Here is a 23,795-nt window from a genome sequence, read left to right as displayed (position 1 = left end):
AAAGCGAATGGGGATCAGAGCAGCACCACGTCGTATTGTTCCTGGGAATACATGGTTTCGACCTGGAAGCGAATCGTGCGCCCGATAAACCCCTCCAGCTCAGCGACGTTGCCGGACTCTTCGTCCAGCAACCGGTCGACCACTTTCTGGTTGGCAAGCACTCTATAACCTTCGGCCTGGTAGGCCCGCGCCTCTCGTAAGATTTCGCGGAAAATCTCGTAGCAAACCGTTTCCGGAGTCTTCAACTTGCCGCGCCCCTGGCAGCTGCTGCACGGCTCGCACAGCACCTGCTCGAGGCTTTCGCGGGTGCGCTTGCGGGTCATCTGCACCAGGCCCAGCTCGGTGATGCCGATGATGTTGGTCTTGGCGTGATCGCGCTCCAGCTGTTTTTCCAACGTGCGCAACACTTGGCGCTGGTGCTCTTCATCTTCCATGTCGATGAAGTCGATGATAATGATGCCGCCCAGGTTGCGCAGGCGCAGCTGACGGGCAATCGCGGTGGCCGCTTCGAGGTTGGTCTTGAAGATAGTTTCTTCAAGGTTGCGATGGCCAACGAACGCCCCGGTGTTGACGTCGATGGTGGTCATGGCTTCCGCCGGGTCCACCACCAGGTAGCCGCCGGACTTGAGCGGCACCTTGCGCTCCAGGGCTTTCTGGATTTCGTCTTCGACGCCGTACAGATCGAAGATCGGCCGCTCGCCGGGGTAGTGCTCCAGGCGGTCGGCAATTTCCGGCATCAGCTCGGCAACAAATTGCGTGGTGCGCTGGAAGGTTTCCCGCGAGTCGATGCGAATTTTCTCGATCTTGGGGCTGACCAAATCGCGCAAGGTGCGCAGCGCCAGGCCCAGGTCTTCATAGATGACGCTCGGCGCGCCGATGGTCTTGATCTGCGCGCCGATCTGGTCCCAGAGGCGGCGCAGGTAGCGGATGTCCATGAGGATTTCGTCGGCGCCGGCGCCTTCAGCGGCGGTGCGCAGGATAAAACCGCCGGCTTCCTTGATGCCTTCGGCGGCCACGCAATCGCTGACCACCTTTTTCAGGCGCTCACGCTCGGCTTCGTCTTCAATCTTGAGGGAGATACCGACGTGGGCGGTACGCGGCATGTACACCAGGTACCGCGACGGAATCGACAACTGGGTGGTCAGGCGCGCGCCTTTGGAGCCGATGGGGTCCTTGGTGACTTGCACCACCAGGCTCTGCCCTTCGTGCACCAGGGCACTGATGCTTTCCACCGCATTGCCTTCACGCAGGGAAATTTCCGAAGCATGAATAAACGCGGCACGGTCCAGGCCGATGTCGACGAAGGCGGCCTGCATGCCCGGCAAAACGCGCACCACCTTGCCTTTATAGATATTGCCGACAATCCCGCGTTTCTGCGTACGCTCGACGTGCACTTCTTGCAGAACACCGTTCTCTACCACCGCCACGCGCGATTCCATCGGCGTGATATTGATCAGAATCTCTTCACTCATGGCTGGGTCTCGTTCAGGCGTTTTCACAATAGTGACCGGTCGCTTAAGGCTGGGCGCTGGAGTAACGCGTTCAGCGCGCGGTAAGGTTTTGCCAACAGGGTATGCCGAATTGATCGAGCAGTTGCGCGGTTTCGCACACCGGCAGGCCTACCACGGCGGAATAACTGCCATTGAGACCGGCGACAAACACCGAACCCAGGCCTTGAATAGCATAGCCGCCTGCCTTGTCCTGGGGTTCGCCACTGTGCCAGTAGGTTGTGGCCTCTTCGACAGAAACCTCGCGAAAACGTACACGACTACTTACACATTGGGTTTCGCTACGCTGCCCATCCGTGAGCGCGATGGCCGTCAGGACTTCGTGTTCTCGCCCGGCCAAGGCCATCAACATCGCCAGGGCATCGGCTTGGTCGACCGGTTTGCCGAGGATCTTTCCCTCCACGATCACGGCCGTGTCGGCACCCAGCACGCAAGCGCCCAAGGTTTGCTCAAGCGCAGCAAAACCCGCCGCTGCCTTGCCGCGAGCGAGACGCTCGACGTAGGCAACAGCTGATTCATTGGTAAGAGGAGTTTCATCAATGGCGGCGCTGACCACGGTGAACGGCACACCGATCTGCGTCAGCAACTCACGTCGCCTCGGAGAGCCCGAGGCCAGATAAAGCGAATTCATTGCAGACTCTCCCTGTTGAGTTCGATAACCAGGCAGAGCCTCGCAATCCATTCAATTGATTTTATAGCGACGACGTAACCCACGCAGACCGAAACTGATCCATGGCCACAACAACGCACTGACCAGGGCCGGCAGCACCAACGCCAGGGTTGGCTGGCGGTTGCCGGTCAAGGCACTGAGCCACAGCTGAACCAGCTGCGCCAGGCCGAAGATCACCAGGATCACCAGGCATTGCTGCCACATCGGGAACATGCGCAAACGCTGCTGCAGCGACAATACCAGGAAGGTTATCAGGGTCAGGATCAACGCGTTCTGGCCCAGCAAGGTGCCATACAGCACATCTTCCGCCAAGCCCAGGAACATGGCCGTGACCATGCCGACCTTGTGCGGCAGGTTCAGCGCCCAGAACGCCAGCAACAACGCCAGCCAGAGCGGGCGCAGGATTTCCATGAATTGCGGCAGTGGCGAAACGCTGAGCAGCAGGCCAATGGCAAAGGTCAGCCATACGATCCAGCCATTGCGTGAATGAGTACCGGCCATTATTCCTCCCTCTGCCGTGTGGTTGCCGGCGCGGTGGCCGCAGGCTTCACAACGGGCGCCGTGGTAGCTGGCGTGGTGGCCGGAGGCTTGGCTGCCGCTGGCTTGGCTGGGCGTGCGTTATGCGCGGCGGGTTTTACCGGTGTTGCCACTGGCGCTGCCGGGGCAGCCACCGGTGCTGGCGGCCCGACGAACGCAGGCTTGGGCACCGTACTTGGAACCACTGGCGTGGTGCCGTTTTGCTTGTCTTCCGCTTCCTGGGCTTGCGCGGCGTCATTGGCGCGCTCTTCCGGGGTGCGGTTGTCGCTGAACACCAGCAGCAGGTAGCGGCTGCGGTTCAGGGCGGCCGTCGGCACGGCGCGCACAATGGCGAAGGGCTGGCCGGAATCGTGGATCACTTCCTTGACCGTCGCCACCGGATAGCCCGCCGGGAAGCGCTGACCCAGGCCGGAGCTGACCAGCAGGTCGCCTTCCTTGATGTCGGCGGTATCGGCCACGTGGCGCAACTCCAGGCGCTCGGGGTTGCCGGTGCCGCTGGCAATCGCACGCAGGCCGTTGCGGTTGACCTGCACCGGAATGCTGTGGGTGGTGTCCGTCAGCAGCAACACCCGCGAGGTGTAGGGCATCAGCTCAACCACCTGGCCCATCAGGCCACGGGCATCCAGCACCGGCTGCCCAAGCACCACACCGTCGCGCTCACCCTTGTTGATGATGATGCGATGGGTGAACGGGTTTGGGTCCATGCCGATCAACTCGGCCACTTCGACCTTTTCATTGACCAACGCGGAGGAATTGAGCAACTCACGCAGCCGAACGTTCTGCTCGGTGAGGGCCGCGAGCTTTTGCATGCGCCCCTGCAACAGCAGGTTTTCGGTCTTGAGTTTTTCGTTTTCGGCGACCAGCTCAGTGCGGCTGCCAAATTGGCTGGCCACGCCCTGGTACAGACGTTGCGGCAGGTCGGTGATCCAGTAGGTCTGCATCAACACCAGCGACATCTGGCTACGCACGGGCTTGAGCAGTGCAAAGCGGGCATCGACCACCATCAGCGCGACCGAAAGCACGACCAGCACCAATAAGCGCACGCCCAATGAGGGGCCTTTGGCGAAAAGCGGTTTAATAAGCCGCTCCTCCCAGGCAAATGTTCTCTTTATTCATACGGCATCTAACCGGCCTGGATGCAGATTGAAGAAGATAAACGCCAACAGGCAGCACTGCAAAGTGCTGCCTGCGGGCGAAACATGGGCTAAACAGCAAAGACTTATTCGCTGGAGAGCAGGTCCATGGTGTGTTTATCCATCATTTCCAGTGCACGGCCACCGCCACGGGCGACGCAGGTCAGCGGGTCTTCGGCGACGATCACCGGCAGGCCGGTTTCCTGGGCCAGCAGCTTGTCGAGGTCGCGCAACAGGGCGCCACCACCGGTCAGCACCAGGCCACGCTCGGCGATGTCGGAAGCCAGCTCCGGCGGCGATTGCTCCAGGGCGCTCTTCACAGCCTGAACGATGGTGGCCAGGGACTCTTGCAGAGCCTCCAGCACTTCATTGGAGTTCAGGGTAAAGGCACGTGGCACGCCTTCGGCCAGGTTGCGACCGCGCACATCGACTTCGCGCACTTCGCCGCCCGGGTAAGCGGTACCGATTTCCTGCTTGATGCGCTCGGCGGTGGATTCGCCGATCAGGCTGCCGTAGTTACGACGCACATAAGTGATGATCGCTTCGTCGAAGCGGTCGCCGCCTACACGTACGGATTCGGCATACACCACACCGTTCAGGGAAATCAGCGCGATTTCAGTGGTACCACCACCGATATCCACCACCATCGAACCGCGGGCCTCTTCAACCGGCAGGCCGGCACCGATCGCAGCAGCCATCGGCTCTTCGATCAGGAACACTTCGCGGGCACCGGCACCGAGGGCCGATTCACGGATGGCACGACGCTCCACCTGGGTGGATTTGCAGGGGACGCAGATCAGCACACGAGGGCTGGGCTGCAGGAAACTGTTTTCGTGAACCTTGTTGATGAAGTACTGCAGCATCTTCTCGCAGACACTGAAGTCGGCGATCACGCCGTCTTTCATCGGACGAATGGCAGCAATATTGCCTGGTGTACGGCCGAGCATCCGCTTGGCCTCGGTGCCGACGGCAACGACACTTTTCTGATTACCATGGGTCCGAATGGCCACAACCGATGGCTCATTCAGGACGATACCGCGCTCGCGCACGTAAATAAGGGTGTTGGCAGTGCCCAGGTCAATGGAAAGATCGCTGGAAAACATGCCACGCAGTTTCTTGAACATGGGAAAGGGACCCTAGGCAACGCGTGGGTAAAAAAGTGCGGCAAACTCTAACAACGACAGGGATTTTGGGCAAGGCGCCAATGTGCTAAATTGGCCGACTTTCTGTGCACCTAACCCCACAATCGCGGCCGTAAGACCGTAGAAATGCGGTAGTGTTCCGACAATCTAACACACGGACAGCCTCCGTTCTGTTTTCCACTGGAGATTCCCATGGCGCTTGAACGCTCCGACGTGGAAAAAATCGCTCATCTGGCCTCGCTTGGCCTTAATGAAGCCGATCTTCCACAGACCACCGCAGCCCTGAACAGCATTCTCGGGCTGGTTGACCAAATGCAGGCCGTGAACACCGACGGCATCGAGCCCCTGGCTCACCCACTGGAAGCCAGCCAGCGCCTGCGCGCAGACGTCGTGACCGAGCAAAATAACCGCGAGGCCTACCAGTCCATCGCGCCAGCGGTCGAAAACGGCCTGTACCTGGTTCCGAAAGTCATCGACTAAAGGGAAAGAGCCTTTCATGCATCACATGACTCTGGCCGAGATCGCCCGCGGTCTCGCCGACAAAAAGTTTTCTTCCGAAGAGCTGACCAAGACCCTGCTGGCGCGTATCGCCGCGCTGGATCCCAAGGTCAACAGCTTCATCAGCCTCACCGAAGAACTGGCCCTGAGCCAGGCCAGGGCCGCCGATGTGCGTCGCGCCAACGGTGAGAACGGCGCCCTGCTGGGTGCGCCAATCGCCCACAAAGACCTGTTCTGCACCCAGGGCATTCGCACCAGCTGCGGCTCGAAGATGCTCGACAACTTTAAAGCACCCTACGACGCCACCGTGGTGTCCAAGCTGGCTGCCGCCGGGGCCGTGACCCTGGGCAAGACCAACATGGACGAATTCGCCATGGGTTCGGCCAACGAATCGAGCTACTACGGCGCGGTGAAAAACCCGTGGAACCTGGAGCACGTGCCCGGCGGTTCGTCCGGTGGCTCGGCTGCCGCGGTTGCCGCGCGCTTCCTGCCTGCGGCGACGGCCACCGACACCGGCGGTTCCATCCGCCAGCCGGCGGCCTTCACCAACCTCACCGGTTTGAAGCCGACCTACGGTCGCGTTTCCCGTTGGGGCATGATCGCCTACGCGTCCAGCCTCGATCAGGGCGGCCCTCTGGCACGCACCGCTGAAGACTGCGCGATTTTGTTACAAGGCATGGCAGGGTTCGATAAACAGGACTCCACCAGCATCGATGAGCCAGTGCCGGACTACAGCGCCAGCCTGAACACCTCGCTCAAAGGCCTGCGCATCGGCGTGCCGAAGGAATACTTCAGCGCCGGCCTCGACCCGCGTATCGCCGAGTTGGTGCACAACAGCGTCAAAGAGCTGGAGAAGCTCGGCGCGGTGATCAAGGAAATCAGCCTGCCGAACAACCAGCATGCGATTCCGGCCTACTACGTGATCGCCCCGGCAGAAGCCTCCTCGAACCTGTCGCGTTTCGACGGCGTGCGTTTCGGCTACCGCTGCGAAAACCCGAAAGACCTCACCGACCTGTACAAACGCTCGCGTGGCGAAGGCTTCGGTGCCGAAGTACAACGCCGCATCATGGTCGGCGCCTACGCACTGTCGGCCGGCTACTACGACGCGTACTACCTCAAGGCGCAAAAGATCCGTCGCCTGGTGAAGAACGACTTCATGGCGGCCTTTGAAGAAGTCGACGTGATCCTCGGCCCCACCACGCCGAACCCTGCCTGGAAACTCGGCGCCAAGAACGGCGACCCGGTGGCGGCGTACCTCGAAGACCTCTACACCATCACCGCCAACCTCGCGGGCCTGCCGGGCTTGTCCATGCCTGCCGGTTTCGTCGATGGCCTGCCGGTCGGCGTGCAATTGCTCGCCCCGTATTTCCAGGAAGGCCGCCTGCTCAATGTGGCGCACCAGTACCAGTTGCACACCGACTGGCACACCCGCACCCCTACCGGCTTCTGAGGAGAACACTATGCAATGGGAAGTTGTGATCGGGCTGGAGATTCATACCCAGCTCGCCACCCAATCGAAGATTTTCTCCGGTAGCGCCACCACGTTCGGCTCCGAGCCCAACACCCAGGCCAGCCTGGTAGACCTGGGCATGCCCGGCGTACTGCCGGTGCTGAACCAGGAAGCGGTGCGCATGGCGGTGATGTTCGGCCTGGCGATCGACGCCGAGATCGGCCAGCACAACGTGTTCGCGCGCAAGAACTACTTCTACCCGGACCTGCCCAAGGGCTACCAGATCAGCCAGATGGAATTGCCGATCGTCGGCAAGGGCTACCTGGACATCCCGCTGGAAGACGGCACGATCAAACGTGTCGGCGTGACCCGCGCGCACCTGGAAGAAGACGCCGGCAAGAGCCTGCACGAAGAATTCCCGGGCGCTACCGGCATCGACCTGAACCGCGCCGGCACGCCGCTGCTGGAGATCGTCTCCGAGCCGGACATGCGCAGCGCCAAGGAAGCCGTGGCCTACGTCAAGACCATCCACGCACTGGTGCGCTACCTGGGCATCTGCGACGGCAACATGGCCGAAGGCTCGCTGCGTTGCGACTGCAACGTGTCGATCCGTCCAAAAGGCCAGGTTGAGTTCGGCACGCGCTGCGAGATCAAGAACGTCAACTCGTTCCGCTTCATCGAGAAGGCGATCAACAGCGAAGTGCGTCGCCAGATCGAGCTGATCGAAGACGGCGGCAAGGTCATCCAGCAGACCCGCCTGTACGACCCGAACAAAGACGAAACCCGCGCCATGCGCAGCAAGGAGGAAGCCAACGACTACCGTTACTTCCCCGACCCGGACCTGTTGCCGGTGGTTATCGAGGACTCGTTCCTCACTGACATCCGCGCCACCCTGCCGGAATTGCCGCAGCAGAAACGCGAGCGCTTCCAGGCGCAGTTCGGCCTGTCGGTCTACGACGCCAGCGTGCTGGCTTCCAGCCGTGAGCAAGCCAACTACTTCGAAAAAGTCCTGAGCATCGCCGGTGACGCCAAGCTGGCGGCCAACTGGGTGATGGTCGAGCTGGGCAGCCTGTTGAACAAGCAAGGCCTGGAAATCGACGAAGCACCGGTGACCGCCGAGCAACTGGGCGGCATGCTGCTGCGCATCAAGGACAACACCATCTCCGGCAAAATCGCCAAGACCGTGTTCGAAGCCATGGCAGCCGGCGAAGGCAGCGCTGACGAGATCATCGAGAAGCGCGGCCTCAAGCAAGTCACCGACAGCGGCGCGATTTCGGCTGTATTGGATGAAATGCTCGCGGCCAACGCCGAGCAAGTCGAGCAATACCGCGCGGCAGACGAAGCCAAGCGCGGCAAAATGTTCGGCTTCTTTGTCGGCCAGGCCATGAAAGCCTCCAAGGGCAAGGCCAACCCGCAACAGGTGAACGAACTGCTCAAAAGCAAGCTCGAAGGCTGATTGCGGACCCTGTGGGAGGGGGCTGGCCTCCGATGAGGGCGGGGCAGTCGGCACATGTGCTGACTGGCCCACCGCCATCGGGGGCAAGCCCCCTCCCACATTTAATAAGGGGATACCTTGAATGAAGCGTCTACTTGGCCTTTTAGCCTTGTTCTCCCTGTTGGCCGGTTGCGCCAGCGGCGTTATCAACCCCAACGGCTACGACGAAACCGGCACCGCCTCCTATTACGGCGCCAAACACCACGGCAACAAGACCGCCAGCGGTGAACCCTTCAACCAGAACGCCCTGACCGCCGCCCACCGGCAATTGCCGTTCGGCACCCAGGTCAAGGTCACCAATCTCGACAACGACAGATCCGTCGTGGTCCGCATCAATGATCGCGGCCCGCATACCCGTGGGCGCCTGATTGATCTTTCCCGCAAGGCCGCCGAGCAGCTGGGCATGATCAGCAGCGGTACGGCACGGGTTCGCGTGCAAGCCTTGAGCAACTAAGGAGCCCTGGCCATTTTCGGATTAACCGCCCTCTCGCCCTGGAGCCTGCTCGAATTGGTCAGCGGCTTGTTGCTGCTGATCGTCGGCGCCGAAATCCTGGTGCGCGCCGCTGTGCGCCTGGCCGCCAGCCTCAAGGTGCGGCCGCTGATCATCGGCTTGACCATCGTCGCCTTCGGCAGCAGCGCGCCGCAGATGACCGTGAGCCTGCAGGCCACCCTGGCCGGCAATACCGACATCGCCGTGGGCAGCGTGATCGGCAGCAGTATTTTCAACATCCTGGTAACCCTGGGCCTGTCGGCGCTGATTATTCCGCTGCGGGTTTCGCGCCAGCTGGTGCGCCTGGATATCCCGGTGATGATCCTGGCCGGCCTGCTGGTGTTTACCCTGGCGGCGAATGAAGAACTCACCCCGGTCGACGGCCTGGTGTTGCTGGTTGCCCTTATCGCCTACCTCGGCGTGCTGCACTACCAGACCCGCCATTCGCGGCGCCCGCGCACGCTGGACACCGTGGCCCGTGCGCCGTGGCTGAGCAGTGTGCTGCTGATGCTCGCCGGGCTGCTGATCCTGGTGCTGGCCGGGCACTTGCTGCTGGGCGCAGCGGTGGATGTGGCCAGTGACCTGGGCCTGTCGGAGCGCATCATCGGCCTCACGCTGATCGGCGTCGGCACCTCGTTGCCATGCCTGGCCACCTCGCTGATTGCCGCCCTGCGCGGCCAGCGGGAAATCGCCGTGGGCAACGTGATCGGCAGCAACCTGTTCAACCTGCTGGGGGTGCTGGGCATCACCGCCCTGCTCGCGCCATCGCCGCTGTCGGTGTCGCCCAATGCGCTGGATTTCGACCTGCCGGTGATGCTCGGCGTGGTGGTGCTGTGCCTGCCGGTGTTTTACACCGGCTACCGCGTCACCCGCGCCGAAGGCCTGGTGCTGCTGGGCCTGTACCTGGCGTATGGGCTGCACGTGATGTCGTTCACCACCGGCATGCCGCTGGCCAACAAGCTTGAGCAACTGATGCTGTATTACGTCCTGCCAGTGCTGGTGGCTTTTCTGTTGTTCAGCACGCTGCGAGCCTGGCGCCGCCAACACAAGAGGGAATCGTTATGACTGATCAGAAAAAGCCCGGGGTTGAGATGCGTCGCCAGGTGATGGGGGATGTGTTCGTCGACCGCGCCCTGGGCAACGCCACCGAGTTCAGCCAGCCGCTGCAGGATTTCGTCAATGAACACGCCTGGGGCAGTGTGTGGAACCGCGAAGGCCTGCCGCTGAAGACCCGCAGCCTGATTACCCTCGCCGCGCTGACTGCGCTCAAGTGCCCGCAGGAACTCAAAGGCCACGTGCGTGGCGCGCTGAATAATGGCTGTACCGTGGAGGAGATCCGCGAAGCGCTTCTGCACTGCGCGGTGTATGCCGGGGTGCCGGCGGCAATCGACGCCTTTCGCGCGGCCCAGGAAGTAATCGACAGCTACCAGAAAGAAGCCTAGATCCAGCCGCCGGCCTGCAACACGAAGATCCCGATATTGGTGGTCACCGCCGCCATCAAGGTGGTGATCACGATAATCGCCGCCGCCAGCTCATGATTGCCCTCGGCCGCCCTGGCCATGACAAAGCTCGCCGCGGCGGTCGGCGCGCCGAAGTACAGAAACAGAATCCCCAGCTCCGGCCCGCGGAACCCCAGCAGCCAGGCGCCCAACGTGGCGAGCACGGGCAGCCAGACCATCTTCATCAGGCTCGCGCTCAGCGCCATATTGCCGCTCTTGCGCAACGCCGCCAGGGACAGGGTGCCGCCGATACAGATCAAGGCCAGCGGCAAGGTGGTGTCCGCCAGGTATTGCATGGATTTTTCCAGCCAGCCGGGCAAGCCGATCTGAAAGTAGGCGAACGGCGCCGCAACGATCACGCTGATGATCAGCGGGTTGGCCACCACACTTTTGCAGATGCTCCACGGGTCGGACTTGATCACCGGGCTGTACACCGCCAGCACGATGGTCGACAACGTGTTGTAGAACAGGATCACCAGCGCCGCGAGGATCGCGCCGAGGGAGATGCCGTAGTCGCCGTACATGCTGGCCGCCAGTGCCAGGCCGATCACGCCGTTATTGCCGCGAAACGCGCCCTGGGTATAGATGCCGCGATCCTCAGGCTTACAGCGAAAGATCGCCCAGCCCCAGGCCAGGGCAAAGCTCAGCAGGGTGGCGACGGAAAAGTAGATCAGCAAACCCGGCTTGAGCGCCGAGTGCAGGTCGGCATGCAGGATGCCCAGGAACAGCAACGCCGGCATGGTGACGTTGAACACCAGGGACGAAGCCGTGTGGATAAAGTTGTCGTTGATCCAGTTGATGCGCTTGAGCAGCACACCGAGGAACAGCATGGCAAACACCGGCGCGGTGATGGTGAGGGTAGTGAGGAAAATTGCCAGCATGCCGGGGAGAACCTTGGTGAGCGTCGTTAGGTGGCTAATGATAAGCCATACAGCTCGGTGGTGCCTGGGAGACCGCTCTCGGAGGCAAGCCTCCTCCCCCATTTGAAATGCATTCCAAGTGTGGGAGGGGGCTTGCCCCCGATTGCAGGCACCGCGGTCTCAGGTAATCGGCGCCGGGTTAAACAAGGTGATGTCGTTATGCAGCTTGTGATGCTCCGCCCACGTCTGCTTCTTGCCGCTGGCCACATCCAGGTAGAAGTGAAACAACTCCCAACCCAGCTCCTCGATGCTCGCGCGCCCGGTAGCAATACGCCCGGCGTCGATATCGATAAGGTCCGGCCAGCGCTGCGCCAGTTCCGTACGGGTCGACACCTTCACCACCGGCGCCATGGCCAGCCCGTAAGGCGTGCCCCGCCCGGTGGTGAACACGTGCAGGTTCATCCCCGCCGCCAGTTGCAAGGTGCCGCAGACAAAGTCGCTGGCCGGCGTGGCGCAAAAAATCAGGCCTTTGCTTTTGAAGCGCTCGCCCGGACCAAGCACGCCGTTGATCGCGCTGCTGCCGGACTTGACGATAGAGCCCAAGGACTTCTCGACAATGTTCGACAACCCGCCCTTCTTGTTGCCTGGCGTGGTGTTGGCGCTGCGATCCGCCTCGCCCTTGGCCAGGTAACGGTCGTACCAGTCCATTTCCCTGACCAACTCCTCGGCCACTTCCTTCGACTCTGCACGCGAAGTCAGCAGGTAAATGGCATCGCGGACTTCAGTGACTTCGGAAAACATCACCGTCGCCCCCGCCCGCAGCAGCAGATCCGAGGCATAACCCAGCGCCGGGTTGGCGGTGATGCCGGAAAACGCATCACTGCCGCCGCACTGCATGCCCAGGATCAACTCGGACGCCGGCACGGTTTCGCGGCGGCGCTGGTCGAGTTTTTTCAAACGGATCTCGGCCAGCTCCATGATCTGCTCGATCATCTCGGTGAAGCCGTGGCTGGAATCCTGCAACTTGTACAACCACGGCTCGCTGAGGTCGACGGAGCTGTCGTTGTCGTGCATCACCTGCCCGGCCTGCAATTTCTCGCAGCCCAGGCTGATCACCAACGCCTCGCCGCCCAGGTTCGGGTTGCGCGCCAGGTTGCGTACGGTACGGATCGGGATGTAGGCATCCGTCGCGGTAATCGCCACCCCACAGCCGTAGCTGTGGGTCAGTGCCACCACGTCATCGACGTGGGGGTACTTGGGCAGCAATTCGTCCTTGATGCGCTTGACCGCGTGGTCCAGCACACCCGTTACGCACTGCACCGTGGTGGTGATGCCGAGGATGTTGCGCGTACCGACAGTGCCGTCGGCATTGCGATAGCCCTCAAAGGTAAAACCTTCCAGCGGCGCCTGGGTTTGCGGCACTTCGGTGGACAGCGGCAAGCTGTCCAGCGGCGGCGCGGTGGGCATGCGCAGTTGATCTTCCTGGACCCAACTGCCGCGCGGAATCGGCGCCAGGGCGTAACCGATGGTCTGGCCGTAGCGAATAATCTGACCGCCTTCGGGGATATCTTCCAGGGTCACCTTGTGGCTCTGGGGGATGAATTCCACGGTGACCAGGCCGTCCGGGAACTCGGTCCCGGCCGGTACGCCCTGGTCATTGACCACGATCACCACATTGTCGCGCTCGTGCAAACGGATCGAGCGCGGCGAGTCGGCATGTTCAATCAACTGCATCACGGGGCCTCTCAGGAATGCGCTTCGGTTAGGTTGGTCAACTCTGGCCCCTTGCTTGGCGGCTCTTTGAGTACTACACGTTTGATCGGGCCAACAATGACCAGGTAGCTGAACACCGCCACCAGCGCGTTGGCGCCGACGAACACCAGGGCCCATTTGAACGAACCGGTGGTGCTGATGATGTAACCGATCACGATTGGTGTAGTGATCGACGCCAGGTTACCGAAGGTGTTGAACAGGCCGCCACTGAGGCCGGCGATTTGTTTCGGCGAGGTGTCGGACACCACCGCCCAACCCAGTGCGCCAACGCCTTTGCCGAAGAAGGCCAAAGCCATGAAGCCCACGACCATCCACTCAACGTCGACGTAGTTACACGCAATGATGCTGCTGGACACCAACAGGCCGGCAATGATCGGCGCCTTGCGTGCGAAGGTCAGCGAATGGCCTTTGCGTAGCAAGTAGTCGGAAATCACCCCGCCCAGCACGCCACCGATAAACCCGCAGATCGCCGGCAACGAGGCGATGAAACCGGCCTTGAGGATGGTCATGCCACGGTCCTGCACCAGGTACACCGGGAACCAGGTCAGGAAGAAGTAGGTGATGCCGTTGATGCAGTACTGGCCCAGGTAAACGCCGAGCATCATGCGGTTGGTGAGCAACTGGCGGATGTAATCCCACTTGGGGCCGTCAGTTTTCTTACCCTTGCCCTTGTCCTGGTCCATGTCGACCATCGCGCCGTTGGCGGCGATGTGGTTGAGCTCGGCTTCGTTGATCATCGGGTGCTGGCGCGGGCTGTGGATAACTTTCAGCCAGATCAGCGAGAACACGATGCCGATCAACCCCATCACGATGAACACGTGCTGCCAGCCGAAGCTGTAGACGATCCAGCCCATCAGCGGTGCAAACAACACGGTGGCGAAGTACTGCGCCGAGTTGAAGATCGCCGAGGCCGTACCGCGTTCGGCGGTAGGGAACCAGGCCGCCACAATGCGTGCGTTACCGGGGAAGGACGGCGCTTCGGCCAGGCCCACCATGAAGCGCAGCATAAACAGCGCAACCACTGCGGTGGAGACACCGAACTCACCGACATAGCCTTGCAGCACGGTGAACAGTGACCAGGTGAAGATGCTCAGTGCATAGACTTTTTTCGAGCCGAAACGGTCCAGCAGCCAGCCACCGGGAATTTGCCCGGCCACGTAGGCCCAACCGAATGCAGAGAAGATGTAACCGAGGGTGACCGCGTCGATGCCGAGGTCTTTTTGCAGGCTGGAGCCCGCGATGGCGATGGTGGCCCGGTCGGCATAGTTGATCGTGGTCACCAGAAAAAGCATGAGCAATATCAAATAGCGGACGTGGGTCGGCTTGGTCGCTTGCATGTAGAAGTACTCCCACTAATTATTTTTTTTGCGGGTAATTGTTTTCTGTTTTGGTTGTGGGAGCCGGCAGGCATCCGGCCCCCACAAGGTACTGCGTCTTACGAACCGATGTAGCTGGTTTTTACAACTGTGTAGAACTCTTGCGCATATCGACCTTGCTCACGCGAACCGTAGGACGAGCCCTTACGGCCACCGAACGGAACGTGATAGTCGACGCCAGCAGTCGGCAGGTTGACCATCACCATCCCGGCCTGGGAGTGGCGCTTGAAGTGGTTGGCGTACTTCAACGAAGTGGTGGCAATGCCCGCCGACAGGCCGAACTCGGTGTCGTTGGCCATGGCCAGTGCGGCCTCGTAGTCCGCTACACGCACCACGTTGGCCACCGGGCCGAAGATCTCTTCACGGCTGATACGCATCGCGGCTTCGCTGTCGGCAAACAGCGTCGGCGCCAGGTAGTAGCCTTCGGTGTCGCAGGTCACCAGGCCGCCACCGCTGACCAGCCGCGCACCTTCGCTTTGGCCGATGTCGATGTACTTCATGTCCTGGTCCAACTGGGCCTGGGAAACCACCGGGCCGATGTCGGTGCCGCTTTTAAGGGCGTGGCCGACCTTGATCGACTTCATGCGCTCGGCCATGGCCGCGACGAACTGGTCATGAATACCGGCGGTCACGATCAAACGGCTGGATGCGGTGCAACGCTGGCCGGTGGAGTAGAACGCGCTCTGTACCGACAGCTCGACGGCCTGCTTGAGGTCGGCGTCGTCGAGGATGATCTGCGGGTTCTTGCCGCCCATTTCCAATTGCACTTTGGCCTGGCGCGATACGCAGCTGACGGCGATCTGACGGCCCACACCGACGGAACCGGTGAAGCTGATGCCGTCGACTTTCGGGCTGTTGACCAGCACGTCGCCGACCACACGGCCGCTGCCCATCACCAGGTTGAACACACCGGCCGGGAAGCCGGCGCGGGAGATGATTTCGGCCAGGGCCCAGGCGCAGCCAGGTACCAGTTCGGCCGGTTTGATCACCACGCAGTTGCCGTAGGCCAGGGCCGGGGCGATTTTCCACGCCGGGATCGCGATCGGGAAGTTCCACGGAGTGATCAGGCCGACCACTCCGAGGGCTTCGCGGGTGACTTCGACGTTGACGCCCGGGCGTACCGACGGCACGTAGTCGCCGGACAGACGCAGGCATTCGCCGGCGAAGAACTTGAAGATGTTACCGGCGCGGGTCACTTCGCCGATGGCTTCGGGCAGGGTCTTGCCCTCTTCCCGGGCCAGCAGGGTGCCGAGTTCTTCGCGGCGGGCGAGGATTTCGCTGCCGACTTTATCCAGGGCGTCGTGGCGCGCCTGGATACCCGAGGTCGACCAGGCCGGGAAAGCGGCGCGGGCAGCATCGATGGCGGCGTTGACTTGGGCTACATCAGCCTTGGCGTATTCGCCAATGACATCAGACAACTCCGACGGGTTGATATTGGTGCAGTAGTCAGCACCGGTTACCCATTCGCCATTGATGTAGTTTTCAAAACGCTTTGCTTGGGACACGAATCTTCTCCTGACGCAAAAGGCCGCTGATTGCTCAGCGGCCTTATTGATGTGTTATTGCGGACCTTGCTTGTCGATCAGCGCGGCCAGGGCTTCGTATTCTTCCGGCAGCAGGTCGGTCAGCGGCGTGCGCACCGGGCCTGCGTCATAGCCGGCGATTTTTGCACCCGCCTTGACGATGCTCACCGCGTAGCCGGCTTTGCGGTTACGGATGTCCAGGTACGGCAGGAAGAAGTTGTCGATGATCTTGGCAACGGTGGCGTGATCGTCCTGGGCAATCGCGTGGTAGAAGTCCATCGCGGTTTTCGGGATGAAGTTGAACACCGCCGAGGAGTACACCGGCACGCCCAGGGCCTTGTAGGCAGCGGCGTAAACCTCTGCAGTCGGCAAGCCGCCGAGGTAGCTGAAACGATCACCGAGGCGGCGACGAATCGACACCATCAACTCGATGTCGCCCAGGCCGTCTTTGTAGCCGATCAGGTTCGGGCAGCGCTCGGCCAGGCGTTCCAGCAATGGCGCGGTCAGGCGGCAAACGTTGCGGTTGTAGACCACTACGCCGATTTTTACCGATTTACACACCGCTTCAACGTGGGCGGCAACCCCGTCCTGGCTGGCTTCGGTGAGGTAGTGCGGCAGCAGCAGCAGGCCTTTGGCGCCCAGGCGCTCGGCTTCCTGAGCGTATTCGATGGCCTGGCGGGTCGAACCGCCGACACCGGCGAGGATCGGCACGCTGGTGGCGCAGGTATCAACGGCGGTTTTCACCACCTGGGAATATTCGCTGGCAGCGAGGGAGAAAAACTCACCGGTACCGCCGGCCGCGAACAAGGCGGTGGCGCCGTAAGGGGCCAGCCATTCCAGACGCTTGATGTAGCCCGCCTGGTGGAAGTCACCCTGGGCATTGAAATCGGTCACCGGGAAAGACAGCAGACCGTGGGAGAGGATGGACTTCAGTTCTTGTGGATTCATTATTCGAACACCCTGGGTGAAAACTTTCCGTGGAAAGATTGTTGTTGGTTTTGTTGATGTCGTACGTCATCGTACAACTATAAATAATTTCGTCAACTGCAATTCATCGCGGTTGTGCACTTGCAGGCCGGGAACGTGTCAGGAGCGGCGTTCTTGACGTAGGAAATTATTCCTCTATGCTCGAAATATCTGTATATGCATACAGTTATTAAGGAAGATTCCTACGGCATAGCAAGGAGCTAACATGTCCGGTATTGAACTCGCAGCACCCGAAAGAAAACCGCCAACCCTGCGCTTCGAAGGCGGCGAGCACACCGCCATCGGCGACGACACCCTGTTGCGTTTTGCCAAGGACGCAGCCGCGATTCCCGCGCGACAAGTCGAATTGCACCTGCCCAATGGGCTGGCACTCACCTACGGCCAAGTGATCGCCCTGGGTGGTGATTTCTATGGCATTCCAGGCAAACCCATCAGCGACGGCACCTCCCCTGCCGAGCGCGTGCAACGTTTCAACGCCGCCTTCAACTCGCTGGCGGTACTGCCCGCCTCGCGGGAGGAAGCGCACAAGATCCTCGCGGTGATGCAAAAGGAGATCAACGCGGTCAACCAGGCCATAAAGGACGGCAAGCAGGCCCATGAAGCCTACGACGCCCTGGGCGATAGCCTGTCAGAGGAATGGAACCGCATTACCGGCGGTGGCAGTGCGGTCTCGGCGCTGATCCCACTGGGGCGCTATTTAAAGCTGGCCGCGGACAACGCCGACCACTTCGGCGAGTGGGCGCTGTCGGCCTACCTGGCAGGCCATACGGCGGCGCTGCAACAGGCGGTGGTGGCGCATCAGACCGGCACCGACCAGGCCCTGGAACTGGCGTATGCGATGAACAGCTTTGCTGATCACTTTTTGACCGACCTGTTTTCCGCCGGCCACCTGCGCGTGCCGCGCAAGCAACTGGCGGCGGTGGTAACGCCAGGGGAATTGGGCTCGCTGATCAGTCGCTTCATGCACGATGAAGACAGCAAGTTCGGGCTCAAGGTACGCAACGCCATGGGGGAGCAGTGGCATGCGTATGGGGACAAGCGCTATTTCGACAGCATCGACGCCGCCAACCGCGCCATGGTCAAACGCGCCGTGCAGGCCTCGGCCGATGAGATTTTCGAGACTTTCATCAGCGGCGTGGCGCCCTCCCCGGCCGGCTTCAAGGCTGCGCTGTATGTGCCGGACCTGAACGCCGCACAGAACCCGGCGAATAACTTCTCGCCGCTGTTCAAGGTGGAGGGTGACAAGGTGTTGCGCCGCAAGGATGTGAATGACCTGAACGACAGGCACTGGACTAATGATTGGTGGGGCTGGAGTACTTACCTGTTGCTCAAGGACTACAAGCCGAATCAGCCTGCCAATTAACGAAGGTCAAATGTGGGAGGGGCTTGCTCCCGATAGCAGTGTGTCAGTCAACACTCCTGCTGAATGAAATTTGCTATCGGGGGCAAGCCCCCTCCCACACTCAATCCGCTTAGCTTTTAGCCGCGCTGTGCTTCTGCTTCTTCATGGGCATGGCGCAGCCGCTCACGGCTGTTGGTCAGGTGCAGGCGCATGGCCGCTCGCGCCGCGTCGGAATCCTTGCGGGCAATTGCCTCATAAATCTCTTCGTGTTCGCGGCTCAGGCGGCTCATGTAATGCTGCTGGTCGTCATGAGCCAGGCGCGCCGAATTCAGGCGGGTACGCGGGATGATGCTGGTACCCAGATGGGTCATGATGTCGGTGAAGTAGCGGTTGCCGGTGGACAGCGCGATTTCCAAGTGGAAGGCAAAGTCCGATGCCACCGCGTCGCCGGCGTGCGCGGCGCTCTCATTCAGCGCATCGAGTGCCGCGCGCATGGCCGCCAGTTGTTCATCACTGCGACGCAAGGCAGCCAGGCCGGCGGACTCCACTTCCAGGCTGATACGCAGCTCCAGAATCGCCAGCACATCACGCAGGGTCACCACCGTGGCCGGGTCGATGCGAAAGCCGCTGGGGCTTGGCGTGTCCAATACGAACGTGCCGATACCGTGGCGGGTTTCTACCTGCCCGGCCGCCTGCAAACGTGAAATGGCTTCACGCACCACCGTGCGGCTGACCCCATGGGCATCCATGATCGCCGACTCGGTGGGCAGCTTGTCGCCACGCTTGAGTTGGCCGTCGCGGATCTGCTCGGACAACACCGTGACCAGTTCCTGGGCAAGGCTGCGGCGCTTGCGGGGAAGACGAGGGGCGGTGTTGGCGTTTTCCATGATGGATCATCTTTCTCGGTGAACTTGAGGACGCATGATAGCCCATGGCGGTTGTACGATCACCGTTCTATCACGACTTTCATTTATATCCTGCGCGCAAAAAAATGCCCCGGCACAGGCCGAGGCATCTTTACAGCTCACCCGAAGGTGAAAGCCGCTTATTTCACCACTTTCAGGCTTGGCCGACCGCTTGGGCGCGGCGGCTCGGCATCCGGCGGCGGCAGATCGTCGCCGTCTTCGCCTTCGATCGCTTCGTCGTCCTCGAAAGGCGACTCCAGATCAAACACCATGCCCTGGCCATTTTCCCGGGCATAGATCCCGAGGATGGCACCGATCGGCACGAACAGCGTATGTGGCACACCGCCGAAACGCCCTTCGAAGCTGACCGCTTCATTGTCCATGTGCAGGTGGCGCACGGCGCTCGGCGATACGTTCAGCACGATCTGGCCATCGCTGGCGAAACCCTGCGGTACATCAACCTTGGGAAACTCGGAATTGACCAGCATGTGCGGGGTGCAATCGTTGTCCACAATCCACTCATAGAGCGCGCGAACCAAATAGGGTCGACTGGAGTTCATCAGCGGCTCCTTAAGCCTTAGCGCATATCGCGTTCGACACCAGACAGACTCGCCTGGAAAGCCTCACGCGCAAACTGGCGCTCCATGTAATCAAGCAGCGGCTTGGCAGGCCGCGGCAGTTCAATACCCAAAATCGGCAAACGCCAGAGTATGGGCAATAGGCAGCAATCCACCAGGCTTTGTTCCTCGCTGAGGAAAAAAGGCTTGTCGGCGAACAGCGGCGAAACACCGGTCAGGCTCTCACGCAATTCCTTGCGTGCCTGCACCCGAGCGGCTTCTTTGCTGCGTGAATCCAGAATCACATCCACCAGCCCGCACCAGTCACGCTGGATCCGATGGATCAGCAGGCGGCTGTTGGCACGCGCCACCGGGTACACCGGCAGCAAAGGCGGATGAGGGTAACGCTCATCCAGGTATTCCATCACCACGGTTGACTCCCACAACGCCAGGTCACGATCGACCAGGGTGGGCAAGCTGCCGTAAGGGTTCACTTCGATCAGCTTCGGCGGATGACGGCCCGCCTCCACACTGATGATCTCGGCGCTGACACCCTTCTCTGCGAGCACGATGCGTACTCGGTGGGAATAGTGGTCGGCGGGGTCGGAGTAACAGGCCAACCGATTGGTCACGCCCATGGCGGTCCTCCTCGCTTGTTGAAATTATCGAAAGCTCAAAAACGAGCGCGCCCAGAGAGCATCCCTGTAGTGCCTGGTACAACCAGACCGCTACGTATTCAGAGATGCCGCTGGGCGCGCAAGATTAACAGCAATTGCTTACGGTTGGATCAATGCACATCCTTCCAGTATTCGCGTTTGAGCAGATAGGCGAATACGAAGAAGAAAGCCAGGTAAAGCAAGACGTATGTACCGATGCGCTGGTGCTGCAATTTGACCGGGTTGGCCGAGTAGGCCAGGAAGGTCACGAGATTTTTTACCTTCTCGTCGAACTGCTCTTCATTCAGCGTACCGGTCTTGGGCACGATGGTCAGTTGATCACACGCTTCATGGGTGAGCGGCGTGCCGGTCAACGGATCATATTGCTTCTTGCCGTCTTCAACGACCTGAACCTGCTTGCATCCTACCACTTGGCGACCCTGCAGGCCGACCAGAACGTTAGGCATGCCGACGTTCGGGAAGACTTTGTTGTTCACGCCGTACGGGCGCGCCGGGTCTTCGTAAAAGGACTTGAGGTAACCGTAGAGCCAATCGGTACCGCGTACACGGGCCACCAGCGTCAGGTCGGGCGGCGCCGCGCCGAACCAGGTCTTGGCGTCGGCGGGCTGCATGCCGATGCTCATGTGGTCGCCGATTTTCGCACCGGTGAACACCGAATGGCTGAGCATCACCTCATGCGGGATACCCAAGTCGTCGGCCACCCGCTCGTAACGCTGGAACTTGGCGCTGTGGCAGCCCATGCAGTAGTTGGTGAAGGTCCGCAGACCGTCCTGCATGGCGGCCTTGTCGGACACGTCGATATCGACTTTTTCCAGCTCCGGGCCGCCGTGCTCGGCAGCGAAGGACAGTAGCGGCAGCGCCGCAAGCATCAATGCAACGAATAATTTTTTCATCAGCCAGTCACCCTATCCGGAACCGGTTTGGTCTTCTCGAGCCGGGTATAGAACGGCATCAGAATGAAGTAGGCGAAGTACAGGAAGGTGCAGACCTGCGACAGCAACGTACGCTCGGGGGTTGGCGCCAATACGCCCAACACGCCCAGGATCACGAACGAAATGCAGAACACCCACAGCCAGATCTTGCTCAGCCAGCCCTTGTAGCGCATGGACTTGACCGGGCTACGGTCGAGCCAGGGCAACACGAACAGCACCGCGATGGCCGCGCCCATGGCGATTACGCCCATGAGCTTGTCGGGAATCGCCCGCAAGATCGCGTAGAACGGCGTGAAGTACCAAACCGGTGCAATGTGCTCAGGTGTCTTGAAGGCGTTGGCCTGCTCGAAGTTAGGCTTCTCCAGGAAATACCCACCCATCTCCGGGAAAAAGAACACGATCGAGCAGAACACGAACAGGAACACGACCACGCCGACAATGTCCTTCACGGTGTAGTACGGGTGGAACGGAATGCCATCCAGCGGGATGCCGTTCTCGTCCTTGTGCTTCTTGATATCTACGCCATCCGGGTTGTTGGAACCCACTTCGTGCAGCGCCAGGATATGCAGCACCACCAGGCCCAGGATCACGATCGGCAGCGCGACGACGTGCAAGGCGAAGAAGCGGTTCAGGGTGATGCCGGAAATCAGGTAGTCACCACGGATCCACTGCGTCAGGTCGTTGCCGATCACCGGGATCGCACCAAACAGCGAGATGATCACCTGGGCGCCCCAGTACGACATCTGGCCCCATGGCAGCAGATAGCCCATGAAGGCCTCGGCCATCAGTGCCAGGTAGATCAACATGCCGAACACCCACACCAGCTCGCGCGGCTTCTGGTACGAGCCGTAAAGCAGGCCACGGAACATGTGCATATAGACGACGATAAAGAACGCCGACGCGCCGGTGGAGTGCAGCAGGCGCAGGATCGAGCCGTACTCGACGTCACGCATGATGTACTCGACGGAGGCGAACGCCTCTTCCGCCGACGGCGTATAGCTCATCGTCAGCCACACGCCGGTGACGATCTGATTGACCAGCACCAACAGGGCCAGCGAGCCGAAGAAGTAGAAAAAGTTGAAGTTTTTTGGTGCGTAATATTTGCTGAGATGGTCTTCCCACATTTTGGTGGCGGGGAAGCGCGCATCCACCCAATCCATGAACTTGCTCATCAGGCTTTCTCCCCCTGGTCGACACCGATAATCACGATACTGTCAGTCTCGTATTGATGCGGCGGAACCGGCAGGTTCAAGGGTGCGGGCTGAGACTTGTAGACGCGGCCGGCCAGGTCGTAGTGCGAACCGTGGCAAGGGCAGAAATAGCCACCGACCCAGTCCTTGCCAAGGTCGGCAGGAGCCACTTCCGGGCGGAAGGTGGGCGAGCAGCCCAGGTGGGTGCAGATACCGATCAGCAGCAGAATCTCTGGCTTGATCGAGCGAACTTCCTTATCGACGTAGGCGGGTTGGTCGGAATTCTTCGAGTCGGGGTCAGACAGTTGACCTTCGATTTTCTTCAGATTCCCCAGGATTTCCTCGGTACGGCGAACAATGAAAACCGGCTGTCCGCGCCACTCAGCAATCATCTGCTGGCCTGGCTCGATCTTGCTGATATTCACCTTCACCGGTGCACCTGCGGCTTTCGCCTTGGCACTGGGAAACCATGACCCCACGAACGGGACCGCAGCCCCCACCGCTCCTGCAGCACCCACCACGGATGTGGCTGCTACCAAGAAGCGACGCCGGCCTGCATTCACGCCGTCATTGCTCATTCAGTCCTCTCCCATCAGCTTTTTGGCCTGTTAAATCAGGCGTCTACTAAGTGTTGAATCTTTTACTTATAAAAATTTTGTCGGATGGTAATGAAAAGCCCCACGTATGACAAGGGAATTGCCCGGGCCTCCGCCTCCAGGCCTTGTAGTATAGGGGGTCTACGGATGTGGCAAGTTGTCACGGCGTTTTTTTGCATAAATCGCAGGCAATAAAAAACGCCCAGCTCCGTGAGGAGGCTGGGCGTTTTTGTGGAACGTAAAGCGAATTAACGCTTCGAGTACTGCGGACGCTTACGCGCTTTACGCAGACCGACTTTCTTACGTTCAACTTCACGAGCATCGCGAGTAACGAAGCCAGCTTTGCGCAGAGCGCCACGCAGGGTTTCGTCGTACTGCATCAGAGCGCGAGTGATACCGTGGCGGATTGCGCCAGCTTGACCACTTACACCGCCACCGATAACGGTGACGTAGATGTCGAACTTTTCAACTGTCTCGGTCAGTTCCAGCGGCTGACGAACTACCATGCGGGCAGTTTCGCGACCGAAGAAGTTTTCCAGAGTGCGGTTGTTGATCGAGATGTTACCAGTACCCGGACGCAGGAAAACGCGAGCGGTAGCGGTTTTGCGACGGCCAGTGCCGTAATTTTGAGTCGCCGACATAATGAACTATTCCG

General features: G+C 60.6%; 24 protein-coding genes. 7 read left to right on the top strand and 17 right to left on the bottom strand.

Annotation, left to right across the window (positions count from 1 at the left end):
• Positions 1-14: 14 nt before the first annotated feature.
• The 5 genes from rng to mreB all read right to left on the bottom strand — a co-directional run bounded on the left by rng (position 15) and on the right by mreB (position 4,972).
• Positions 15-1,472, bottom strand: coding sequence for a ribonuclease G (rng, locus tag AC0IYH_RS15015; protein ID WP_116629107.1), 1,458 nt, complete (start codon positions 1,470-1,472; stop codon positions 15-17).
• A gap of 70 nt (positions 1,473-1,542) precedes the next feature.
• Positions 1,543-2,139: a Maf family protein gene (locus AC0IYH_RS15010; RefSeq protein WP_122773692.1), complete on the bottom strand. Its 597-nt coding sequence runs from the start codon at positions 2,137-2,139 to the stop codon at positions 1,543-1,545.
• A 51-nt stretch (positions 2,140-2,190) separates the two neighbouring features.
• Positions 2,191-2,679, bottom strand: coding sequence for a rod shape-determining protein MreD (mreD, locus tag AC0IYH_RS15005; RefSeq protein WP_058423006.1), 489 nt, complete (start codon positions 2,677-2,679; stop codon positions 2,191-2,193).
• Positions 2,679-3,794, bottom strand: coding sequence for a rod shape-determining protein MreC (mreC, locus tag AC0IYH_RS15000; RefSeq protein ID WP_116629109.1), 1,116 nt, complete (start codon positions 3,792-3,794; stop codon positions 2,679-2,681). The genes mreD and mreC overlap by 1 nt, the downstream gene beginning before the upstream one ends.
• A 140-nt stretch (positions 3,795-3,934) precedes the next feature.
• Positions 3,935-4,972 carry a rod shape-determining protein MreB gene (gene mreB / locus AC0IYH_RS14995; protein ID WP_002555108.1) on the bottom strand — a complete coding sequence of 346 codons (1,038 nt, stop codon included), beginning with the start codon at positions 4,970-4,972 and terminating at the stop codon, positions 3,935-3,937.
• A gap of 210 nt (positions 4,973-5,182) precedes the next feature.
• On the opposite strand from mreB, the gene gatC reads away from it, so the two are divergent.
• From gatC to AC0IYH_RS14965, 6 genes are all read left to right on the top strand, one after another.
• Positions 5,183-5,470: an Asp-tRNA(Asn)/Glu-tRNA(Gln) amidotransferase subunit GatC gene (gatC, locus tag AC0IYH_RS14990; RefSeq protein WP_116629110.1), complete on the top strand. Its 288-nt coding sequence runs from the start codon at positions 5,183-5,185 to the stop codon at positions 5,468-5,470.
• 16 nt (positions 5,471-5,486) lie between these two features.
• Positions 5,487-6,938 (top strand): Asp-tRNA(Asn)/Glu-tRNA(Gln) amidotransferase subunit GatA, encoded by a 1,452-nt coding sequence (gene gatA, locus AC0IYH_RS14985; RefSeq protein WP_122773691.1) that lies wholly within the window; start codon positions 5,487-5,489, stop codon positions 6,936-6,938.
• Positions 6,939-6,948: 10 nt separating this feature from the next.
• Complete coding sequence (gene gatB / locus AC0IYH_RS14980; RefSeq protein WP_116629112.1) at positions 6,949-8,394, top strand: Asp-tRNA(Asn)/Glu-tRNA(Gln) amidotransferase subunit GatB; 1,446 nt, start codon at positions 6,949-6,951, stop codon at positions 8,392-8,394.
• A gap of 121 nt (positions 8,395-8,515) precedes the next feature.
• On the top strand, positions 8,516-8,887 hold the full coding sequence (locus AC0IYH_RS14975; RefSeq protein WP_122773690.1) for a septal ring lytic transglycosylase RlpA family protein: 372 nt from the start codon (positions 8,516-8,518) through the stop codon (positions 8,885-8,887).
• 54 nt (positions 8,888-8,941) lie between these two features.
• Positions 8,942-9,988, top strand: coding sequence for a calcium/sodium antiporter (locus AC0IYH_RS14970; RefSeq protein WP_116629114.1), 1,047 nt, complete (start codon positions 8,942-8,944; stop codon positions 9,986-9,988).
• On the top strand, positions 9,985-10,365 hold the full coding sequence (locus tag AC0IYH_RS14965; RefSeq protein WP_116629115.1) for a carboxymuconolactone decarboxylase family protein: 381 nt from the start codon (positions 9,985-9,987) through the stop codon (positions 10,363-10,365). The genes AC0IYH_RS14970 and AC0IYH_RS14965 overlap by 4 nt, the downstream gene beginning before the upstream one ends.
• Here the strand turns inward: AC0IYH_RS14965 and AC0IYH_RS14960 are convergent.
• The 5 genes from AC0IYH_RS14960 to kdgD all read right to left on the bottom strand — a co-directional run bounded on the left by AC0IYH_RS14960 (position 10,362) and on the right by kdgD (position 16,902).
• Positions 10,362-11,303, bottom strand: a complete 942-nt coding sequence (locus AC0IYH_RS14960; RefSeq protein ID WP_116629116.1) for an AEC family transporter — start codon at positions 11,301-11,303, stop codon at positions 10,362-10,364. The genes AC0IYH_RS14965 and AC0IYH_RS14960 overlap by 4 nt on opposite strands.
• Before the next feature lie 159 nt (positions 11,304-11,462).
• Positions 11,463-13,016, bottom strand: coding sequence for a galactarate dehydratase (gene garD, locus AC0IYH_RS14955; RefSeq protein ID WP_116629117.1), 1,554 nt, complete (start codon positions 13,014-13,016; stop codon positions 11,463-11,465).
• Positions 13,017-13,027: 11 nt separating this feature from the next.
• Positions 13,028-14,392 carry an MFS transporter gene (locus AC0IYH_RS14950; protein ID WP_116629118.1) on the bottom strand — a complete coding sequence of 455 codons (1,365 nt, stop codon included), beginning with the start codon at positions 14,390-14,392 and terminating at the stop codon, positions 13,028-13,030.
• Between the two features lie 98 nt (positions 14,393-14,490).
• Positions 14,491-15,936 carry an aldehyde dehydrogenase family protein gene (locus AC0IYH_RS14945; protein WP_116629119.1) on the bottom strand — a complete coding sequence of 482 codons (1,446 nt, stop codon included), beginning with the start codon at positions 15,934-15,936 and terminating at the stop codon, positions 14,491-14,493.
• Positions 15,937-15,990: 54 nt separating this feature from the next.
• On the bottom strand, positions 15,991-16,902 hold the full coding sequence (gene kdgD / locus AC0IYH_RS14940) for a 5-dehydro-4-deoxyglucarate dehydratase (RefSeq protein WP_017138261.1): 912 nt from the start codon (positions 16,900-16,902) through the stop codon (positions 15,991-15,993).
• A gap of 244 nt (positions 16,903-17,146) precedes the next feature.
• On the opposite strand from kdgD, the gene AC0IYH_RS14935 reads away from it, so the two are divergent.
• On the top strand, positions 17,147-18,304 hold the full coding sequence (locus tag AC0IYH_RS14935; protein ID WP_471834937.1) for a phospholipase: 1,158 nt from the start codon (positions 17,147-17,149) through the stop codon (positions 18,302-18,304).
• 116 nt (positions 18,305-18,420) lie between these two features.
• On the opposite strand, the gene AC0IYH_RS14930 is transcribed toward AC0IYH_RS14935, so the two are convergent.
• The 7 genes from AC0IYH_RS14930 to rpsI all read right to left on the bottom strand — a co-directional run bounded on the left by AC0IYH_RS14930 (position 18,421) and on the right by rpsI (position 23,781).
• Complete coding sequence (locus AC0IYH_RS14930) at positions 18,421-19,170, bottom strand: FadR/GntR family transcriptional regulator (protein WP_116629121.1); 750 nt, start codon at positions 19,168-19,170, stop codon at positions 18,421-18,423.
• A 158-nt stretch (positions 19,171-19,328) separates the two neighbouring features.
• Positions 19,329-19,748, bottom strand: coding sequence for a ClpXP protease specificity-enhancing factor (locus AC0IYH_RS14925; RefSeq protein WP_116629122.1), 420 nt, complete (start codon positions 19,746-19,748; stop codon positions 19,329-19,331).
• Positions 19,749-19,765: 17 nt separating this feature from the next.
• The gene (locus tag AC0IYH_RS14920; protein WP_005784778.1) at positions 19,766-20,383 is read right to left on the bottom strand and encodes a glutathione S-transferase N-terminal domain-containing protein; all 618 of its coding nucleotides are present in this window, start codon (positions 20,381-20,383) and stop codon (positions 19,766-19,768) included.
• Between the two features lie 149 nt (positions 20,384-20,532).
• Positions 20,533-21,315: a cytochrome c1 gene (locus AC0IYH_RS14915; RefSeq protein ID WP_116629123.1), complete on the bottom strand. Its 783-nt coding sequence runs from the start codon at positions 21,313-21,315 to the stop codon at positions 20,533-20,535.
• Entirely contained in the window at positions 21,315-22,526 is a 1,212-nt protein-coding gene (locus AC0IYH_RS14910) for a cytochrome b (protein WP_116629124.1), read from the bottom strand. Before AC0IYH_RS14910 ends, AC0IYH_RS14915 begins: the two co-directional genes overlap by 1 nt.
• Positions 22,526-23,122: a ubiquinol-cytochrome c reductase iron-sulfur subunit gene (gene petA, locus AC0IYH_RS14905; RefSeq protein ID WP_101266502.1), complete on the bottom strand. Its 597-nt coding sequence runs from the start codon at positions 23,120-23,122 to the stop codon at positions 22,526-22,528. The genes AC0IYH_RS14910 and petA overlap by 1 nt, the downstream gene beginning before the upstream one ends.
• Positions 23,123-23,388: 266 nt before the next feature.
• Positions 23,389-23,781, bottom strand: coding sequence for a 30S ribosomal protein S9 (rpsI, locus tag AC0IYH_RS14900; RefSeq protein ID WP_003216038.1), 393 nt, complete (start codon positions 23,779-23,781; stop codon positions 23,389-23,391).
• Between the last annotated feature and the right edge of the window lie 14 nt (positions 23,782-23,795).

Source organism: Pseudomonas sp. AC463, assembly GCF_979253585.1.
This window is presented reverse-complemented; position numbering and strand designations above follow the sequence as displayed.

Bases quoted from the DNA above. Each gene is read 5' to 3' on its own strand.
- rng (WP_116629107.1), bottom strand. From the start codon at position 1,472: ATGAGTGAAGAGATTCTGATCAATATCACGCCGATGGAATCGCGCGTG.
- AC0IYH_RS15010 (WP_122773692.1), bottom strand. From the start codon at position 2,139: ATGAATTCGCTTTATCTGGCCTCGGGCTCTCCGAGGCGACGTGAGTTG.
- mreD (WP_058423006.1), bottom strand. From the start codon at position 2,679: ATGGCCGGTACTCATTCACGCAATGGCTGGATCGTATGGCTGACCTTT.
- mreB (WP_002555108.1), bottom strand. From the start codon at position 4,972: ATGTTCAAGAAACTGCGTGGCATGTTTTCCAGCGATCTTTCCATTGAC.
- gatC (WP_116629110.1), top strand. From the start codon at position 5,183: ATGGCGCTTGAACGCTCCGACGTGGAAAAAATCGCTCATCTGGCCTCG.
- gatA (WP_122773691.1), top strand. From the start codon at position 5,487: ATGCATCACATGACTCTGGCCGAGATCGCCCGCGGTCTCGCCGACAAA.
- gatB (WP_116629112.1), top strand. From the start codon at position 6,949: ATGCAATGGGAAGTTGTGATCGGGCTGGAGATTCATACCCAGCTCGCC.
- AC0IYH_RS14975 (WP_122773690.1), top strand. From the start codon at position 8,516: ATGAAGCGTCTACTTGGCCTTTTAGCCTTGTTCTCCCTGTTGGCCGGT.
- AC0IYH_RS14965 (WP_116629115.1), top strand. From the start codon at position 9,985: ATGACTGATCAGAAAAAGCCCGGGGTTGAGATGCGTCGCCAGGTGATG.
- AC0IYH_RS14960 (WP_116629116.1), bottom strand. From the start codon at position 11,303: ATGCTGGCAATTTTCCTCACTACCCTCACCATCACCGCGCCGGTGTTT.
- garD (WP_116629117.1), bottom strand. From the start codon at position 13,016: ATGCAGTTGATTGAACATGCCGACTCGCCGCGCTCGATCCGTTTGCAC.
- AC0IYH_RS14950 (WP_116629118.1), bottom strand. From the start codon at position 14,392: ATGCAAGCGACCAAGCCGACCCACGTCCGCTATTTGATATTGCTCATG.
- kdgD (WP_017138261.1), bottom strand. From the start codon at position 16,902: ATGAATCCACAAGAACTGAAGTCCATCCTCTCCCACGGTCTGCTGTCT.
- AC0IYH_RS14935 (WP_471834937.1), top strand. From the start codon at position 17,147: ATGTCCGGTATTGAACTCGCAGCACCCGAAAGAAAACCGCCAACCCTG.
- AC0IYH_RS14930 (WP_116629121.1), bottom strand. From the start codon at position 19,170: ATGGAAAACGCCAACACCGCCCCTCGTCTTCCCCGCAAGCGCCGCAGC.
- AC0IYH_RS14925 (WP_116629122.1), bottom strand. From the start codon at position 19,748: ATGAACTCCAGTCGACCCTATTTGGTTCGCGCGCTCTATGAGTGGATT.
- AC0IYH_RS14920 (WP_005784778.1), bottom strand. From the start codon at position 20,383: ATGGGCGTGACCAATCGGTTGGCCTGTTACTCCGACCCCGCCGACCAC.
- AC0IYH_RS14915 (WP_116629123.1), bottom strand. From the start codon at position 21,315: ATGAAAAAATTATTCGTTGCATTGATGCTTGCGGCGCTGCCGCTACTG.
- AC0IYH_RS14910 (WP_116629124.1), bottom strand. From the start codon at position 22,526: ATGAGCAAGTTCATGGATTGGGTGGATGCGCGCTTCCCCGCCACCAAA.
- petA (WP_101266502.1), bottom strand. From the start codon at position 23,122: ATGAGCAATGACGGCGTGAATGCAGGCCGGCGTCGCTTCTTGGTAGCA.
- rpsI (WP_003216038.1), bottom strand. From the start codon at position 23,781: ATGTCGGCGACTCAAAATTACGGCACTGGCCGTCGCAAAACCGCTACC.